The sequence below is a fragment of the Kitasatospora sp. NPDC059462 genome, assembly GCF_042749955.1.
Taxonomy (GTDB): domain Bacteria; phylum Actinomycetota; class Actinomycetes; order Streptomycetales; family Streptomycetaceae; genus Kitasatospora.
On record NZ_JBHYUU010000190.1, the window covers coordinates 1 to 15,039 of the forward strand.

Sequence of the window (15,039 nt, forward strand, 5' to 3'; positions counted from 1 at the left end):
GGCCGGACCCGTCCGCCCGACCGACCGCCCACCCGCTCGCCGGCTCACTGCCGGCGGTGTTCGGCGGCGGTGTTCGGCGACGGTGTTTGGCGACGGCGTCGCCGGACAGACGCCGGGCGACGGGGGTGTCCCCGAGCGGAGGAGGGAACGGCCGATGCACGGCGGAAACGACCTGGCCGGACGGACGGCGCTGGTGACCGGCTCCTCGCGCGGACTCGGCCTGCTGATCGCGGGCGAGCTCGCCGACCGGGGCTGCCGGGTGATGCTCTGCGGCCGCGACGAACTCGCGCTCGAACGCGCCCTGCGGACGCTGCGCGGCCGCCCCGGCGAGGTGGCCGCCACCGCGTGCGACCTGACCGCCGCCGACACCCCGGCCAGGCTACTCGGCGCGGTGCGCGAGCGCTTCGGCGCCGAGGTGGACCTGCTGGTCAACAACGCCGGCCTGATCCAGGTCGGCCCGCTCGCCGCCATGCAGGAGCAGGACTTCCGGCGGGCCCACGAGCTGATGGTGATGGCGCCGCTGCGGCTGGTCCAGGCGGTGCTGCCGACGATGCGGGCGCGCGGCGCGGGCTCGATCGTCATGATCGGCTCGATCGGCGGCAAGGTCCCGGCCCCGCACCTGCTGCCGTACGTCACCGCCAAGTTCGCGCTCACCGGCCTCTCCGAGGGGCTGGCGGCGGAGCTGGCGCCGTACGGGATCAGGGTCACGACCGTCGTCCCGGGCCTGATGCGCACCGGTTCGCAGACCGCCGCCGAGTTCACCGGCCAGGCCGGACGCGAGTTCGCCTGGTTCGCCTCCGCGGCCTCGCTGCCGCTGCTGTCGATGGACGCGCGACGGGCGGCCCGCCGGATCGTCCGGGCGGTCGCGACCGGCCGCCGGGAGCTGGTGCTCACCCCGCTCGCCAAGGCCGCGGCACGCGCCCACGGCCTCGCGCCGGCCACCACCGGCCGGCTGCTCACCCTCACCGCGCGGCTGCTGCCGTCCACCGGGTCCGCCCCGGAGCACGGCGTGCCCGGCGTCCGGGCGGCGGCCCGGCACCGGCGCGGCGGACCGGTCGACCGGCTCACCGCCCTCGGCCGGCGGGCCGCCCGGTCCCACAACGAACCGACGGCGTCCTGAGCCCCGCCCCGGCGGCGCCGGACCCCGCCCCAGCGAGGAGCACACCATGAGAGCCGTGACCTGGCACGGGCGCCGCGACATCCGCGTCGACTCCGTCGCCGACCCGGTCCTGAAGGAGCCCACCGACGTCCTGGTCGAGGTCACCACCACCGGGCTCTGCGGATCGGACCTGCACCTGTACGAGGTCCTCGGCGCCTTCCTCGACGAGGGCGACATCCTCGGCCACGAGGCGATGGGCGTGGTGCGCGAGACCGGAAGCGCCGTGCACGCCGTCGAGGCCGGCGACCGCGTGGTGGTGCCGTTCAACATCTCCTGCGGCACCTGTTTCATGTGCGTGAAGGGCCTGCACTCCCAGTGCGAGACCACCCAGGTGCGCGCCTACGGGACCGGCGCGGCGCTGTTCGGCTACACCAAGCTGTACGGGCAGGTGCCCGGCGGGCAGGCCGAACTGCTGCGGGTGCCGTTCGGCAACACCCTGCCCGTGGTCGTCCCGCACGGGCCGCCCGACGACCGCTACGTGCTGCTGTCCGACGTGCTGCCGACCGCCTGGCAGGCGGTGGAGTACGCCGAGGTGCCGCCCGGCGGCAGCGTCGCCGTGCTCGGCCTCGGGCCGATCGGCGACATGTGCGCCCGGATCGCCCGGCACCGCGGCGCGTCCACCGTGATCGGGGTGGACCTGGTGCCCGAGCGGCTGGAACGCGCCCGCGAGCGCGGCGTCGAGGTGCTCGACCTGGCCCGGCTCGGCTCCCGGGTGGCCGACGCCGCCCGGGACCTCACCGACGGACGCGGCCCCCACGCCGTGATCGACGCCGTCGGCATGGAGGCGCACGGCTCCCCCGCCGCCACCGCGGCGCAGCGGATGACCTCGCTGCTGCCGGACGCGCTGGCCGCCCGGCTGATGACCCGGGTGGGCCTGGACCGGCTGCACGCCCTGCACCTGGCGGTGGACATGGTGCGCCGCGGCGGCACCGTCTCGCTGTCCGGCGTGTACGGCGGCATGACGGACCCGCTGCCGATGCTGACCATGTTCGACAAGCAGCTGCGGCTGCGGATGGGCCAGGCCAACGTGCTGCGCTGGACGGACGAGCTGCTGCCGCTGCTGGGCGACGGCGACCCGCTCGGCGTGGACGGCTTCGCGACCCACCACCTGCCGCTGGCGGAGGCACCGGCCGCGTACGAGCTGTTCCAGCGCAAGCAGGACGGTGTGGTCAAGGTGCTGTTCCGGCCTTGAGCGGCGCGCCATGACCGCGGGACACGGGCGCCCCCGGCGCTCCGGCGGGCCCGGTCCGGCCTCTCGCGCCGGGCCGGACCGGGCCTCCGGGCGTGCCTCCGGGCGGGGCTCCGCCCGGAGCTCCGCGCGTGCCTCCGGGCGTATCTCCGGGCGTATCTCCGGGCGGGCGGCCGGCAGAGGTGGCGGCCCGGCCGGGCGCGACGGCGAGCGGGTGCCGCCCGGGCTGCGGACCGCCGCCGGGTACGCCTGGCGGCTGGTCGCGCTGGGCGTGGCCGCCTATCTGGCCGTCACCGTCCTCACCCGGCTCCAGCTGCCGGTGATCGCGCTGTTCCTGGCCCTGGTCATCACCTCCGTGCTGCGCCCGCCGGTCGACCTGATGGCCCGGGTGCTGCCCCGTTCGCTCGCCGTGCTGCTCGCCCTCCTCGGCTCCGTCGCCCTCGTCGGCGGGGTCCTCGCCCTGGTCGGCACGACCGTCGCCGCCGAGTGGGGCAGCCTGGGCGACGAGTTGCACGGCGGCCTCGGCCGGATCGACCGCTGGCTCACCGGCGCCCCCTTCCACCTCCACCCCGGCGCGGCCACCGATCTCAGGGCCCGGATCGGCGACTACCTCGCCGGTCACCGCTCCGCGCTGCTCAGCACCGCCCTCAGCGGTGCGGGGCGGGTCGTCGAGCTGCTCACCGGGCTGGCGCTCGCAGTGTTCTGCTCGGTCTTCTTCCTGCACTCCGGCGACCGGATGTGGAGCTGGGCGCAGCACCAGTTCCCGGCCCGCGCCCGCCCGCTGTGGGAACGGGCCGGCCTCGCCGCGTGGCACACCTTCGCCGGCTACACCCGCGGGGTGCTGATCGTCGCGGCGACCAACGCCGTCCTGGTCGGCATCGCCCTCGCGATCCTGCGGGTGCCCCTGGTCCTGCCCCTGATCGTCCTGGAGTTCGTCGCCGCCCTCATCCCGCTGATCGGCTCCCCGATCGCCCTGGCCGTCGCCGCCCTGGTCGCGCTGGCCGCCCGCGGTCCGGTGGTGGCCCTGCTGGTCCTCGGCCTGATCGTGGTGATCGGCCAGATCGAGGGCCATCTCCTGCATCCGCTCGTCCTCGGCTGGTCCGTCCGCATCCACCCGGTCGCCGTCGCCCTCTCCGTCACCGGCGGCGCCGTCCTCGGCGGCGTCCTCGGCGCCCTGGTCGCCGTCCCCGTGGTCTCCGTCGCCTGGGCCGTGCTCAACGCCCTGCGCCACGACGACGCCCCCGGCGGCTGAGGGGGCGTGCGGCCGCCGGGCGCCGGGCGGCGGGATCCCGTAGGGTCGGCCAATGGCGAAGTACTTCGATGTGCATCCAGAATCCCCGCAGCCGCGCACCATCGGCACCGTGGCCGCCAGTCTCAGGGCCGGTGCCCTCATCGCGTACCCGACCGACTCCTGCTTCGCCCTGGGCTGTCAGTTGGACAACCGCGAGGGCCTGGAGCGGATCCGGTCGATCCGGCGGCTCGACGAACGGCACCACTTCACCCTGATGTGCGAGGACTTCGCGCAGCTGGGGCAGTTCGTCCAGCTCGACAACAACGTCTTCCGCGCCGTCAAGGCGGCCACCCCGGGCAGCTACACGTTCATCCTGCCGGCCACCAAGGAGGTCCCCCGCCGGCTGATGCACCCGAAGAAGAAGACGGTGGGGGTCCGGATCCCCGACCACGCCGTCACCCGGGCGCTGCTCGCCGAACTCGGCGAGCCGCTGGTCTCCAGCACCCTGATCCTTCCGGGCGAGGAGGAGCCGATGACCCAGGGGTGGGAGATCAAGGAGCGCCTCGACCACGTCCTGGACGCGGTGGTGGACTCGGGCGACTGCGGCACGGAGCCGACGACGGTCGTGGACTTCTCCGGGGGCGGACCGGAGATCGTCCGGCGCGGAGCGGGGGACGTCAGCCGCTTCGAGTGAGGGGCGGGGTGACCGGCCGCGCACGGCCCGGGCGGCCCGGGCGGCTCAGGCGGCCCGGGCGGCCCGGGCGGCGACGAGGCCGTCGAGTTCGCGCAGGTCGACGCCGCGGCGCAGGGCGCGCAGATCGGCCTGGAGGTCGGACGGCGGGACGGCGAGGACGGTGCAGCGGGCGCGGGCCAGGCAGTAGCGGCTCACCGAGCCGCCCTGGAACAGCCGGCGCACGGTGGTGCGCAGGGTGCCGTGCCGTCCTGCGCCGACCACCAGCAGGTCGTCCGGGCGGTCGGCCAGCGCGGTCAGCACCGGGCCGACCTCACCGCGCACCACCAGGGGCTCGACCCGGACGCCGGCCGGCAGGCCGCCGAACGCCTCCTCCAAGGCCTGGTCCATGCGCGCGTCGGCCAGCGCCTGCCAGGCGCGCAGCAGCGGCGGGCAGGGGCGCAGCCGGTAGTTGTACTCCCCGCCGGCCGGCGTCCAGGCGAGCACCGGCACCAGGACGGCGCCCCGGTCGCGCGCCTCGTCCGCCGCCCGGTGCAGGGCGGTCAGGCTGTGCAACGATCCGCTGACTCCGACGATGACGCGCGCGCCGTCCGACATGGTCCTTCACTTTCCGGTGTTCGATCTGCTGAATGCTTATGGATTATGGTTCCACAGGGTCTTCGAGCCTGCAAATCAAAGGCTTTAACTGTATATGGCCTTGCATCGCAGGATCCCGGCCGGTCTTCGGGCGGGAAACCGGTGGCGACGCCCGCCGGGCCCGGTCCACCCTGGGCGCCGTGACCGTCCCGAACAGCCCCGCCCCCGACCGCACCGCCCCGGCCGGCGCCCCGCCGGACGACGCGTCCGAGCCGCGGCGCCGGGTCCGCGCCCTCCACACCGGCACCACCGTGACCGTCTACCAGGCGTACCCGCCGGAGATCGGACGGGCCGCGGCCCGCGACGGGCGTTTCCCGGCGCAGTGGAAGCGCGACCGGATGACGTGGATCAAGCCCTCGTTCCTGTGGATGATGTACCGCTGCGGATGGGCCGCCAAGGAGGGGCAGGAGACCGTGCTCGCCGTGGAGATCGACCGGGCCGGCTTCACCTGGGCCCTGGAGCACGCCTGCCCGGCGCACTACGAGCGCGGCCTGCACCCCGACCGGGCGAGCTGGCAGCGCGAGCTGAAGCGGGCGCCCGCCCGGGTGCAGTGGGACCCCGAGCGCGATCTGCACCTGCGTCCGCTGCCGTACCGCTCGCTGCAGCTCGGCCTGGCGGGCGAGGCGGCGCGGCGGTACGCGGACGAGTGGACGGTGTCCGTCACCGACGTCACTCCGCTGGTGCGGCGGATCCACGGCCATCTGCGCGACGGCGAGCCGGAGGCCGCCCGGCTGCTGCTGCCGGACGAGCGGCCCTACCCGCTGCCGGAGGGCCTGTCGGTGCGCCTCGGCGGGTGACCGGCGGGCGGCGGCGCCCTACGATCATGGGGTGTCCAAGCTTCGTGATCGCTCGTCAGCGGCCGCCACATCGGCCTGCTCGTCCGCCCGGGCGGCGTGTTCCTCCCGGAACTCCGTCCTGTCCATCGGCTCCGTGGGGTCGGTGCTGTCCATCGGCTCGGCGGCCTCGGTGCTGTCCATCGGGTCGGCCGGCAGCTTCCTGTCGATCGGCTCGGCCGGGTCGGCGCTGTCCGTGCTGTCCGCCGGGTCGTGGCTGAGCGTCGGCTCGGTGCTCTCCGCGAACGCGCGCTGGTCGGCGCTGTCCCGGTCCCGCTGCTCCCGGGGCGGGCTGCTGGCCGCCGGTGCGGTGGCGCTCACCGCGGGAACGGTGCTCGCCGGCGGGGCGCGCCGGCGCCGCGGCCGGTAGGGCCGGGGGTGCTGCCACGGCCGGACCCGCGGCGGCTGCTCCCGCTGCTGCGCGATCCGGCGTTCTGGTACGTGGGCGCGCTGGCCGCGATGTGGCCGGTGCTGCGGCTGCTGCCGCCCGAACGGGTGCGGGCGCTGCGCGCGTGGGCGTCGACCGACCTGGACAACCTGCGGCCCTGGCCGGACGGTCACCCGGTCGGCTCGCTGGCGGTGTCGGCGTTCGTCCCGCAGGACACCGTGTGGATCTGGCCGGTGTTCGCCCTCTCCGTCTTCGCGGTGGTCGGGGCGCTCGGCGGCCGGCGGGCGGTGGCGGTGCTGGCGCTGGTGCACGTGGCGGCGACCGCGTTGACCGAGGGCCTGGTGTGGTGGCGGATCGAGCACGGCGCGCTGCCGCCCGAGGCCGCGCACGCGCTGGACACCGGCCCGTCCTACGTGGTGGTCGCGGCGCTGGCGGTGGCGGCCTGCCGGGCCCGGCCGGTGTGGTCGCGCGCGGCGTGGCTGGCGATGCTCGCGGTGGCGGCGCCCAATCTGCTCGGCGGAGTGGCGGACGGCGAGGTCGCCGCCGTGGGGCACCTGGTCTCGCTGCTCGCGGGGCTCGCCGTCGCGGCCGCGCACCGGCTGGGGCTGCCGCCGGTGGCCCGGCGCACCGCACCGGCGGCCTCGCGTCAGGCGGAGCGGGTCCCGTCCAGGTAGGCGAGGACGGCCAGCACCCGGCGGTTGTCGTCGTCGGAGGCGCCGAGGCCCAGCTTCGCGAAGATGCTGGAGGTGTGCTTGCTGACCGCGCCCTCGCTGAAGTGCAGCCGCTGGGCGATCGCCGCGTTGGAGCGCCCCTCGGCCATCATCGCCAGCACCTCGCGCTCGCGCGGGGTGAGCAGCGCGAGCGGACGGTCGTCGGCGTTGCGGGCGAGCAGGCGGGTGATCACCTGCGGGTCCATCACGGTGCCGCCGGAGGCGACGGTGCGCAGGGCGTCCATGAACTGCCCGGCGTTGGAGACCCGGTCCTTGAGCAGGTAGCCGACCGCCCCGGCGCCGTCGGCGATCAGCTCCCGCGCGTACAGCTGCTCGACGTGCTGGGAGAGCACCAGGACGGGCAGGCCGGGCCGGGAACGGCGGGCCGCCAGGGCGACCTGGAGGCCCTCGTCGGTGAAGGTGGGCGGCAGCCGGACGTCCACCACGGCGACGTCCGGCCGGTGCTCGGCGAGCGCGGCGGCGAGTTCGGGGCCGCTGCCCACCGCCGCGACGATCTCGTGCCCGTGGGCGGAGAGCAGGAGGGACAGACCGTCCCTCAGGAGGTAGAGGTCCTCGGCGAGGACAACGCGCACGGAAGCTCCATGGTCAGCCGGGTCGGGCCCCCCGGGGGGCTGATCAGCGTGAGCGTACCGTCGAACGCGGCCAGCCTGCGCTGGATGCCCCGCAGGCCGGTGCCCCGGCCGGGGTCCGCGCCGCCCCGGCCGTCGTCGGTGACCTCGACGCGCAGCAGACCGTCCGTGTGGAGCAGGTCCACGGCGACGTGCCGCGCTCCGGCGTGCTTGACCGCGTTGGTCAGGGCCTCGCTGACCGCGTAGTAGACCGCCGACTCGACCGGGGCCTCGGCCCGGCCGGGCAGCTCGGCCCGCACCTCGACGCGCAGCGGCACGTCCAGGGCCAGGGCGCGCAGCCCCTCGGCCAGGCCGCGCTCGGCGAGCACCGGCGGGTGGATGCCGCGGACCAGGTCGCGCAGCTCCTGGAGGGCCTGGCCGACGTTCTCCTGCGCCTCCGTCACCACCGTCCTGGCCCGCGCCGGGTCGCTGTCGATCAGCGCGGCGACCGCGCCCAGCCGCAGGCTCACCGCGACCAGCCGGGCCTGGGCACCGTCGTGCAGGTCGCGTTCGATCCGGCGCAGCTCGGCGGCCTGCGCCTCGGTGACGTCCAGGCGGGTCTCGGTGAGCTGCTCGACCCGGTGGGCGAGGCGGGAGCGCTCGGTGGGGCCGAGCAGGGCGTGCGTCCAGCGGCCGTGCAGGCGCAGCGCCGGACGGGCCAGGGCCGGGCCCGCGGCGGCCAGGGCGAGGCCGAGCGCGAGGGCGGGGGCCACCGGGAGACCGCGGGCGCCGCCGGGCAGCGGCAGCGGCAGGGCGGTGCACGCGAGGGCGTAGAGGCCGGCGCCGAGCAGCAGCGGCGGGGTGGCGGCCAGGGCGCCGCCGACCACCGGGTTCAGCAGCACCCAGAGGGCGTCGCGCCAGGTCGCCGGGTCCTTCCAGAGCCAGCGGATGGTGCGGGAGGCACTCGCGAACCAGCGGTTCCTCTGGTAGTCGTGGCCGGTCCAGAACCAGCCGTGCAGGGTGCGTTCGAGCCCGGGGCGCGGCAGGTAGGGCGGCGGCACCGGCACGCCCGACCAGCGGCCGGCGTAGGCCCGGGCGAGGCCGGCGGCGGCGCGGGCGAGCCGGGTGGTGGCGGGGAAGAGGACGAAGATCCCGAGGCCGAACCAGAGCACGAAGCTGCCCAGGACGACCGCCTGCAACAGCAGTTCGGCGGGGACGACGGCCGTCAGCACCAGCAGCCGGCCGAGGGCGGCACCTCGGCTGCGCAGCGCGGCCGGGACGGCGTGGGCCGCGGGGTCGGCCTGAGCGGCCGGGACGGCGGGGACGGCCTGAGCGGCGGGGACGGCGGGCGGCACGCTGTTCACCGGGCCGGGCCTCCGTTTCGGTGGTGGGTCGTCCTGTGCAGGCACGGGCGGGCACGGGCGGGCCCGGTGACGGCCCGTCGCCCGGTCATGATCCCAGCTCCGCCGACGGGGCCGGGTGGTCGGGGACGCCGCGGGGCTCCTCCTTCCGGTGCGGACGGGGCGGGAGGGGCGGACGGGGCGGGTTGTCCGGGCGGTCCAGCCGGCGTGCCGTCCGCAGGCAGAGCGCGCCGAGCACGACGAACGCCACCGCCAGCGGTATCCCCGCCGCCCGGGGCAGGTAGAGCGCCAGGAACCAGCTGCGGGCGGCGGGAGCGAACAGCGCCAGGCCGAGCGCCACCAGGCCCTGGGGGGCGATCAGCAGGATGCCGCCGGTGGTCAGCAGGCCGACCGCCGCCGCGCGGCCGCGCGCGGGCGCGGTCCCGGGCACCGACGGGCCCTCGCCCCCGGCCCCGTCGCGTTCCGCGGGCCCCGCGGTGCGGACGAGTCCCTTGCGCAGCACGTCCAGCAGCTCCGGGCCGCGCGCCTCCAGCCGCCGTCGGGCGGCCCGGCCCAGCGCCCACGCGTACAGCGCGCCGGTGAGCAGGCCCGCGGGCACCCCGGCCCAGCGCAGCGGTGCACTGGACAGCAGGGTGCCGGCCAGCACCACACCGGCCGCGGGCAGGGCGGCGAGCAGTTGCAGCCAGAACGCCGCCAGGCCCTGGGCGTGGACGTGTTCGGCGCTCTCGTCGGCGAGGTCGTCCAGCGGGCCGCCACCGGGGCGGTCGGGCGACGGGGCGGCGGCGGTCACCGACAGCAGCGGGATCAGCCCGGCCGCCGCGCCGAGGACGGCCGGCAGCACGGCGAACACCCACGGGCGGACGGCGCCCGGGGTGACCGGGAGGGCGGCGCACGTCAGCACCAGGGCCACCGGGGCGGTGACCAGCAGCCAGGCGGCCTGCCGGGCCCGGACGTCGGCGCGTTCCACCCCCGGCACCACCAGGGTCAGCCAGAGCGCGCCCGCGTCCAGGCCGTACAGGTTGACGCAGAACGCGCCGGCGAACAGCGCGGCCACCACTCCCGCCCACGGCAGCAGCACGTCGAAGCCGTCGAGCAGCGGGAACAGGGCGGTGAACACCCCCGTCCAGAGCGCCGCCCGCAGGAACCGGGCCCGGCGGGGATCCCGCCGCCAGAGCACCAGCTCCTTGCCGAGGACCGCGCCCACCGGGGTGTCGGGAAGCAGCCTGCGCCGGGTCCGGGACCGGGCGGCGGCCCGGGCCGGGTGTCCGCCGCGCACGAGCTGCCGGGAGAGCAGCGCCGCCCAGGCCGCCAGCAACAGCGCGCAGACGGCCGCCAGCGCGGCCAGCGCGGCGACGGCCACCGGCCAGTCCGCCCGGCGGGCCGCGTCCACCGCGACCACCCCCCAGCCCGAGGGCGGCAGCCGCACCGCGGCGGCGGCCCCGCCCGCCCAGTCGCCGCTGCCGAGCCGGACCAGGAAGCCGATCGCGAACCAGCCGGAGTTGAGGGCGGCCATCACCAGACCGACCAGCAGCGCGGACAGCTCCCGGCCGAGGCGGAAGCGCAGCACACCGCCCAGCACCTGCGGGGTGAACCTCGCCAGCACCACCACGAAGAGCAGTTGGAGCAGCACGGCGGGCACCGCGACCAGCGCCGCCGCCGGCCCCTGGCGGGCGCCGTAGACGAACAGCCCGGCGAAGGCGACCAGCGCGAGCACCGGGGTGACACCGACGAAGCCGGCGCCGAGCAGCCCGAGGGCCAGGGCACGCGGTCGCACCGGCACCATGGCGAACCAGGCGGGCCGCAGGGTGGCATCGCCACCGGTGACCAGCGGGCCGAGCGCCCACCCCAGGCTCCACAGCAACTGCCCCAGCGCCAGGACACCGAACCCGGCCCCGGGGGTGGCGTAGTCCGCCGCACCGAGCAGCGCGGTGCCGACCGCGCCCGCCCCGCCGCACAGCGCGCCGAGGACCAGCCCGGCGGCCCGGGGGCCGGACATCGACCGCCGCAGCACCGTCACCTTCATGCCGGTGAGCACGGTGACCGCGACCCGGCCGCCCGCCGCCGGCGGGGCCGTCAGGACGCCAGCCACTCCAGCCCCTCCGCTCCCCCGGTCCGGGCGCCGACCAGCTCGACGAACACGTCCTCCAGGGCCCGCCCGCCCCGCACCTCGGCCAGCGTCCCGGCGGCCGCCACCCGGCCCCCGGCGATCACCGCGACGTGGTCGCAGAGGCTCTCGACCAGGGGCATCACATGGCTGGAGAGCACCACCGAGCCGCCGGCCGCGACGAACCGCCCCAGGATCGTCCGCACGGTCGCCGCCGAGACCGGGTCGACCGCCTCGAACGGCTCGTCCAGCACCAGCAGCCAGGGGGCGTGCAGCATCGCGAGGGCCAGGCCGATCTTCTTGCGCATCCCGGTGGAGTAGTCGATCACCGCCGTCCCGGCCGCCTCCGCCAGCTCCAGCACGTGCAGCAGCTCCTCCGCGCGGGAGTCCACCGTCCGCCCGTCGAGGCCGCGCAGCCGCCCCAGGTACCGCAGCAGCTCCAGACCGGTCAGCCGCTCCGGCAGCGCCAGGCCGTCGGGCAGCACGCCCACCAGCGCCTTGGCGGGCAGCGGGTCCGCCCAGACGTCGATGCCGAACACCTCCGCCCGCCCCGCGTCCGGCCGCAGCAGCCCGACCGCCATCGACAGCGACGTCGTCTTGCCCGCGCCGTTCGGCCCCACCAGCCCGTAGAACGAGCCGCTCGGCACGGTCAGCTCCACCCCGTCCACGGCCCGGCGGCCCCCGAACCGCTTGCTCAGCCCCGCCAACCTCAGCGCCGGAACCCGCTCGCCCTCCACCCGCACCGCACCTCCCCGGCTCACCGGCCCACCCCCACCGGGCGGCCCACAGCAAACGCTAGGACGGACACGATCGAGCCGGAATCCAGCCCGCTACACACTTCACGGTGGGTCCAGCCCCACCCCCGACCTGCACCCCGCCACCCACCGGCGCTCCTCCCCGCCCGGGCGGGGACGGCGGCGCACCCAGCAGGCGTCGGTCCAACCCACCGGACACCGCCCCCTCGAACCGGCGCCACGGCCCGGAAACCCCGCCTCCGCCCCAGGCGGCCCACGGGCAGGCCCGCCGGGAGCGTGGGTCCGGCCTCGCCACCGCCTGGACGGGCGGCCGGCGGCCGTACACCCGACACCACAGAGCCGATCGAGAACGCCCGGACCGGCCCCATCAGCTGCCGACGCGCCGGGCGGAAGGGCCGCAGTGGCTTCAGGCAACGAGGGTCCGGCATCACCACCGTCCTGGCCGACCGGGCACCGGCAGCACACCCGACACCACAAAGCCGACCGGGAACGGCCGGACCGGCCCCTTCACCACCGACACCTCCACCCGAGGACAGGCCCTGATCAACCGCCGACCCCATCAGGTTCCGGGCGGAAGGGCAGCGGCGGCCTCAGGAGGCGAGGATCGCCGCCAAGCGGGTCGCCTCCGTACGGACGCGGCGGGGGGCCGTGGGGGCGGTGAGGGGGGCGAGGGCGGGGAGCGGGGTGCGGATCTGCTCGGCGGCCGCGCAGTCGGCGGCGAGGGTGAGCACGTCCGCCAGGCCGCGGCGGGCGGGGTCGGGGGCGAGCTCGGGGAGCATCGCGGTGAGCACGGAGAACACCGCCCGGCCCGCGCCGCTGCGGGCGGCGTCGGCGAGGACGGGCAGGATCCGGTTCGGCTTGGCGACGGACAGCAGCCACAGCGCCGCGAGCCGCTCGCCGAGCGTCTCCGGCCGGAGCCGGCCCCGTGCGGTCAGCGTCAGCAGGGCGTCCAGGGCGGCGGTGCGGTGCTCGGCGCGGGCGGCGGTCATGCCGTAGGCGAGCAGGAGGTGGCTCACCGGCCCGGGTTCGCCCGGGAGGTCGGCGAGCCGGGGCAGCAGGGGGTTGGGGTCGCGGTGGCCCGCCGAGCCCGCCTGGACGGCCAGTTCGGGGAGGCCGTGCGCGGCGACGGTGTCCGGCTTCCAGGGCGCCGTCCAGGGCAGCTGGCCGAGCTGGCCCGCCGACGACCGGAACAGGCCCGCACACCAGCCGGTCCTGGTGGGGTCGGGCAGCGCGTGGAGCAGCCCGGTGACGCCTTCGGACACGACCGCGGCGGGGGCCGGCGGGGCGATGCGCGGGAAACTGCCGGGCGACCCGTCCGGGACGTGGACGTGGAACCCCACGGGCTCGGGCAGCGGCACGTCGGGCGGCAGTTCACCGCCGAGCCCGGCCGCCGCCGCGCGGACGGCCGGCCGTGCCCGCGGCGGTATGCGGAGCAGCGCCTGGGCCAGATCGGCGGGCCAGGGGCGGGCACCGGCCGCCCGGTGGGCCGCGAGCCGTTCGGTGAGCACGGCCGGGTCGAGGCTGCCGTCGGCGGCGGTGGGGGTGGCGAGCAGCACCGGCACCGGCGCGTCGGCGACCTCGCACGCCGCCTCGAAGACCCGCAGCGCGGGGATCATGGCGGGCGTGCGCAGCGGGTACCGCAGGGCGAGCAGTTCGGCCGTGAACGCGGCGGACCGGTGCTCACGGCCGGCCAGGGCGTCGAGCAGGCAGCCCAGCGAGCCCGGGACGGTGCCGATGCCGTCGAACAGGACCTGGCGGTCACCGCGGCGCGCGGCGAGCGGGGCGAGCGCGGCACGCAGGGCGGCCGCGTCACGGTGGTGCTCGGCGATCAGCGCGGCGAGCACCACCTCGAACTCCCCGGGCTCGGGCACCCGGTCGGCCAGCACGGCGGCCAGCCGCTCGGCGAGCTCGAACGGCCCGGTGGGCGCGGGCGGGAGGGCGGGCGCGGGCGGGAGGGCCGGCGCGGACGGGAGGGCGGCCGGCCCCACGGGCTGCGGGGACGGCGCGGGCCCGGCGGTCACGCCCGGGGCGGCCAGCAGCTCGGACGCGTCCGCCCGCAGGGCGGGGCCGAGCGCGGTGGCGGCGGCGCGCACCGTCTCGGAGGTCACCGGGTCGGCGGCGCCGGGCAGATGGCGGGCGACCAGCCGCAGGGCGCGTTCCTGGACCGCGGGGCCCGGGTGCCCGAACGCCACCGCGAGCGCGGGCAGCAGGTCGTCGGCCAGGGTCGGATCACGCTGCAGCACCGCGTCGGCCCAGCCCAGCTGGACGGTGGCGAGGGCCTTCTCGGGGCGGGCCAGGACGGCGGACGTGAGCTCGGTGAACAGCGCGCCGGAGAGCAGGGCGTCCGTCGACCGCAGCGCCGCCTGGGCGGCCTTCGCGACGGTCGGCGCGCCGTCGGCGGCCAGCCGGACGTGGTCGCCCGCCCGGGCGGCGACCTCCTGCGGGTCGGGGGCCAGCTCCGCGTACAGCCGGAGGAATCCCCGCAGGTTGCCGGGCCGGTCGCCGCGCAGCAGCCGGCCGAGGCAGAGGTCGAGCAGTTCGGCGCGGTCGAGCAGGCCCTCCCCCGCCAGGGCGACGAGCGCCTTGGCCCACTCGTTGTCCGGCCCGGAGCGGGCGGCGTACGGGTCGGCGAACGCGGAGCCGGCGTCCGGGACCTCGAACAGGCGGCGGACGAACGCGGCGAGCCGGGGCTGGGCGCGCAGCCAGGAGAGCAGCGTGTCGTGGTGCGGCACCGGCGCCCGCAGGCCCCGGTCGGCGAACCACTCGCCGATCTCGCGGTGGTGGTGGCGCATCGACGATCCCTCGCGCAGCCAGCCGATCACATAGCCGTCGGTGGCCGGGACCTCGGTGTCCGACCAGACGGCGAGGCCGTGGGTGATCTGCCAGCGGAAGTGGTCGCCGCGGGCCGGCAGCCACTCGGCGAGCCTGATCGCCAGTTCGCGCCGGAACGCCGCGTCGCGGTGCGGCACGAGCAGGGCCGTCAGCAGGACGCGGGCGTCGGCGCCGGTGGAACCGCCACCGGGCAGCGGCCAGCTGAGGGAGAGCAGGCGGCGCGCGGTGAGCCAGTCCAGGGCCTCCGCCGGGGTGGCGGCGGCGTAGAGCCCGGCGAACTGCAGCGCGGCGAGCTGGTCGTAGGCGGCGGCGTAGCGTCGCATGTCGCCCGAGGAGAGCTCGCGCAGCAGCTCGGCGCGGAGCTTGCGCAGCGGGGCGCGCAGCGCGCCGAGCTCGTCGGCGGGCACCGGCGAGAGCCGGTCGACCACCCCCTGCGGCACCCGCGCGGCGATGAGCGCCCGCACCTCGTCCCAGCCGATCGTTCCGCCCGTGGGACCACCCTTGGGACCGCCCATGACACCCCTCCTCCGCCCGCTCCGGTCGATGATCGCGAACCTAGCCGACCCCTCTGACAACCGGGC

13 protein-coding genes are annotated in these 15,039 nt (G+C 76.9%); 6 read left to right on the plus strand and 7 right to left on the minus strand.

Annotated features, from left to right (window positions below; translation table 11 throughout):
* Nucleotides 1-154 precede the first annotated feature (154 nt).
* The 4 genes from ACFXAM_RS32205 to ACFXAM_RS32220 all read left to right on the plus strand — a co-directional run bounded on the left by ACFXAM_RS32205 (nt 155) and on the right by ACFXAM_RS32220 (nt 4,273).
* Nucleotides 155-1,120 (plus strand): SDR family NAD(P)-dependent oxidoreductase, encoded by a 966-nt coding sequence (locus ACFXAM_RS32205; RefSeq protein WP_380296611.1) that lies wholly within the window; start codon nt 155-157, stop codon nt 1,118-1,120.
* A gap of 46 nt (nt 1,121-1,166) precedes the next feature.
* Nucleotides 1,167-2,351 (plus strand): alcohol dehydrogenase catalytic domain-containing protein, encoded by a 1,185-nt coding sequence (locus ACFXAM_RS32210; RefSeq protein ID WP_380296612.1) that lies wholly within the window; start codon nt 1,167-1,169, stop codon nt 2,349-2,351.
* 211 nt (nt 2,352-2,562) lie between these two features.
* On the plus strand, nt 2,563-3,600 hold the full coding sequence (locus tag ACFXAM_RS32215; RefSeq protein ID WP_380296614.1) for an AI-2E family transporter: 1,038 nt from the start codon (nt 2,563-2,565) through the stop codon (nt 3,598-3,600).
* 52 nt (nt 3,601-3,652) lie between these two features.
* Entirely contained in the window at nt 3,653-4,273 is a 621-nt protein-coding gene (locus ACFXAM_RS32220) for an L-threonylcarbamoyladenylate synthase (protein WP_380296615.1), read from the plus strand.
* A gap of 45 nt (nt 4,274-4,318) precedes the next feature.
* Here the strand turns inward: ACFXAM_RS32220 and ACFXAM_RS32225 are convergent, their stop codons facing one another.
* Nucleotides 4,319-4,867 carry a universal stress protein gene (locus tag ACFXAM_RS32225; RefSeq protein ID WP_380296616.1) on the minus strand — a complete coding sequence of 183 codons (549 nt, stop codon included), beginning with the start codon at nt 4,865-4,867 and terminating at the stop codon, nt 4,319-4,321.
* 179 nt (nt 4,868-5,046) lie between these two features.
* Between ACFXAM_RS32225 and ACFXAM_RS32230 the strand changes: the two genes are divergently transcribed.
* Complete coding sequence (locus ACFXAM_RS32230) at nt 5,047-5,703, plus strand: DUF4291 domain-containing protein (RefSeq protein WP_380296618.1); 657 nt, start codon at nt 5,047-5,049, stop codon at nt 5,701-5,703.
* Between the two features lie 24 nt (nt 5,704-5,727).
* On the opposite strand, the gene ACFXAM_RS32235 is transcribed toward ACFXAM_RS32230, so the two are convergent.
* On the minus strand, nt 5,728-6,060 hold the full coding sequence (locus ACFXAM_RS32235) for a hypothetical protein (protein ID WP_380296620.1): 333 nt from the start codon (nt 6,058-6,060) through the stop codon (nt 5,728-5,730).
* A 57-nt stretch (nt 6,061-6,117) separates the two neighbouring features.
* On the opposite strand from ACFXAM_RS32235, the gene ACFXAM_RS32240 reads away from it, so the two are divergent.
* The gene (locus ACFXAM_RS32240; protein ID WP_380296621.1) at nt 6,118-6,801 is read left to right on the plus strand and encodes a rhomboid-like protein; all 684 of its coding nucleotides are present in this window, start codon (nt 6,118-6,120) and stop codon (nt 6,799-6,801) included.
* On the opposite strand, the gene ACFXAM_RS32245 is transcribed toward ACFXAM_RS32240, so the two are convergent.
* The 5 genes from ACFXAM_RS32245 to ACFXAM_RS32265 all read right to left on the minus strand — a co-directional run bounded on the left by ACFXAM_RS32245 (nt 6,774) and on the right by ACFXAM_RS32265 (nt 14,973).
* Nucleotides 6,774-7,430, minus strand: a complete 657-nt coding sequence (locus ACFXAM_RS32245) for a LuxR C-terminal-related transcriptional regulator (RefSeq protein WP_380296622.1) — start codon at nt 7,428-7,430, stop codon at nt 6,774-6,776. The genes ACFXAM_RS32240 and ACFXAM_RS32245 overlap by 28 nt on opposite strands.
* Nucleotides 7,394-8,770 (minus strand): sensor histidine kinase, encoded by a 1,377-nt coding sequence (locus tag ACFXAM_RS32250; protein WP_380296624.1) that lies wholly within the window; start codon nt 8,768-8,770, stop codon nt 7,394-7,396. The genes ACFXAM_RS32245 and ACFXAM_RS32250 overlap by 37 nt, the downstream gene beginning before the upstream one ends.
* A gap of 85 nt (nt 8,771-8,855) precedes the next feature.
* Nucleotides 8,856-10,856 carry a hypothetical protein gene (locus ACFXAM_RS32255; RefSeq protein ID WP_380296626.1) on the minus strand — a complete coding sequence of 667 codons (2,001 nt, stop codon included), beginning with the start codon at nt 10,854-10,856 and terminating at the stop codon, nt 8,856-8,858.
* Nucleotides 10,841-11,632, minus strand: coding sequence for an ABC transporter ATP-binding protein (locus ACFXAM_RS32260; RefSeq protein WP_380296627.1), 792 nt, complete (start codon nt 11,630-11,632; stop codon nt 10,841-10,843). The genes ACFXAM_RS32255 and ACFXAM_RS32260 overlap by 16 nt, the downstream gene beginning before the upstream one ends.
* 584 nt (nt 11,633-12,216) lie before the next feature.
* Nucleotides 12,217-14,973, minus strand: a complete 2,757-nt coding sequence (locus ACFXAM_RS32265; protein ID WP_380296628.1) for a DUF6493 family protein — start codon at nt 14,971-14,973, stop codon at nt 12,217-12,219.
* Between the last annotated feature and the right edge of the window lie 66 nt (nt 14,974-15,039).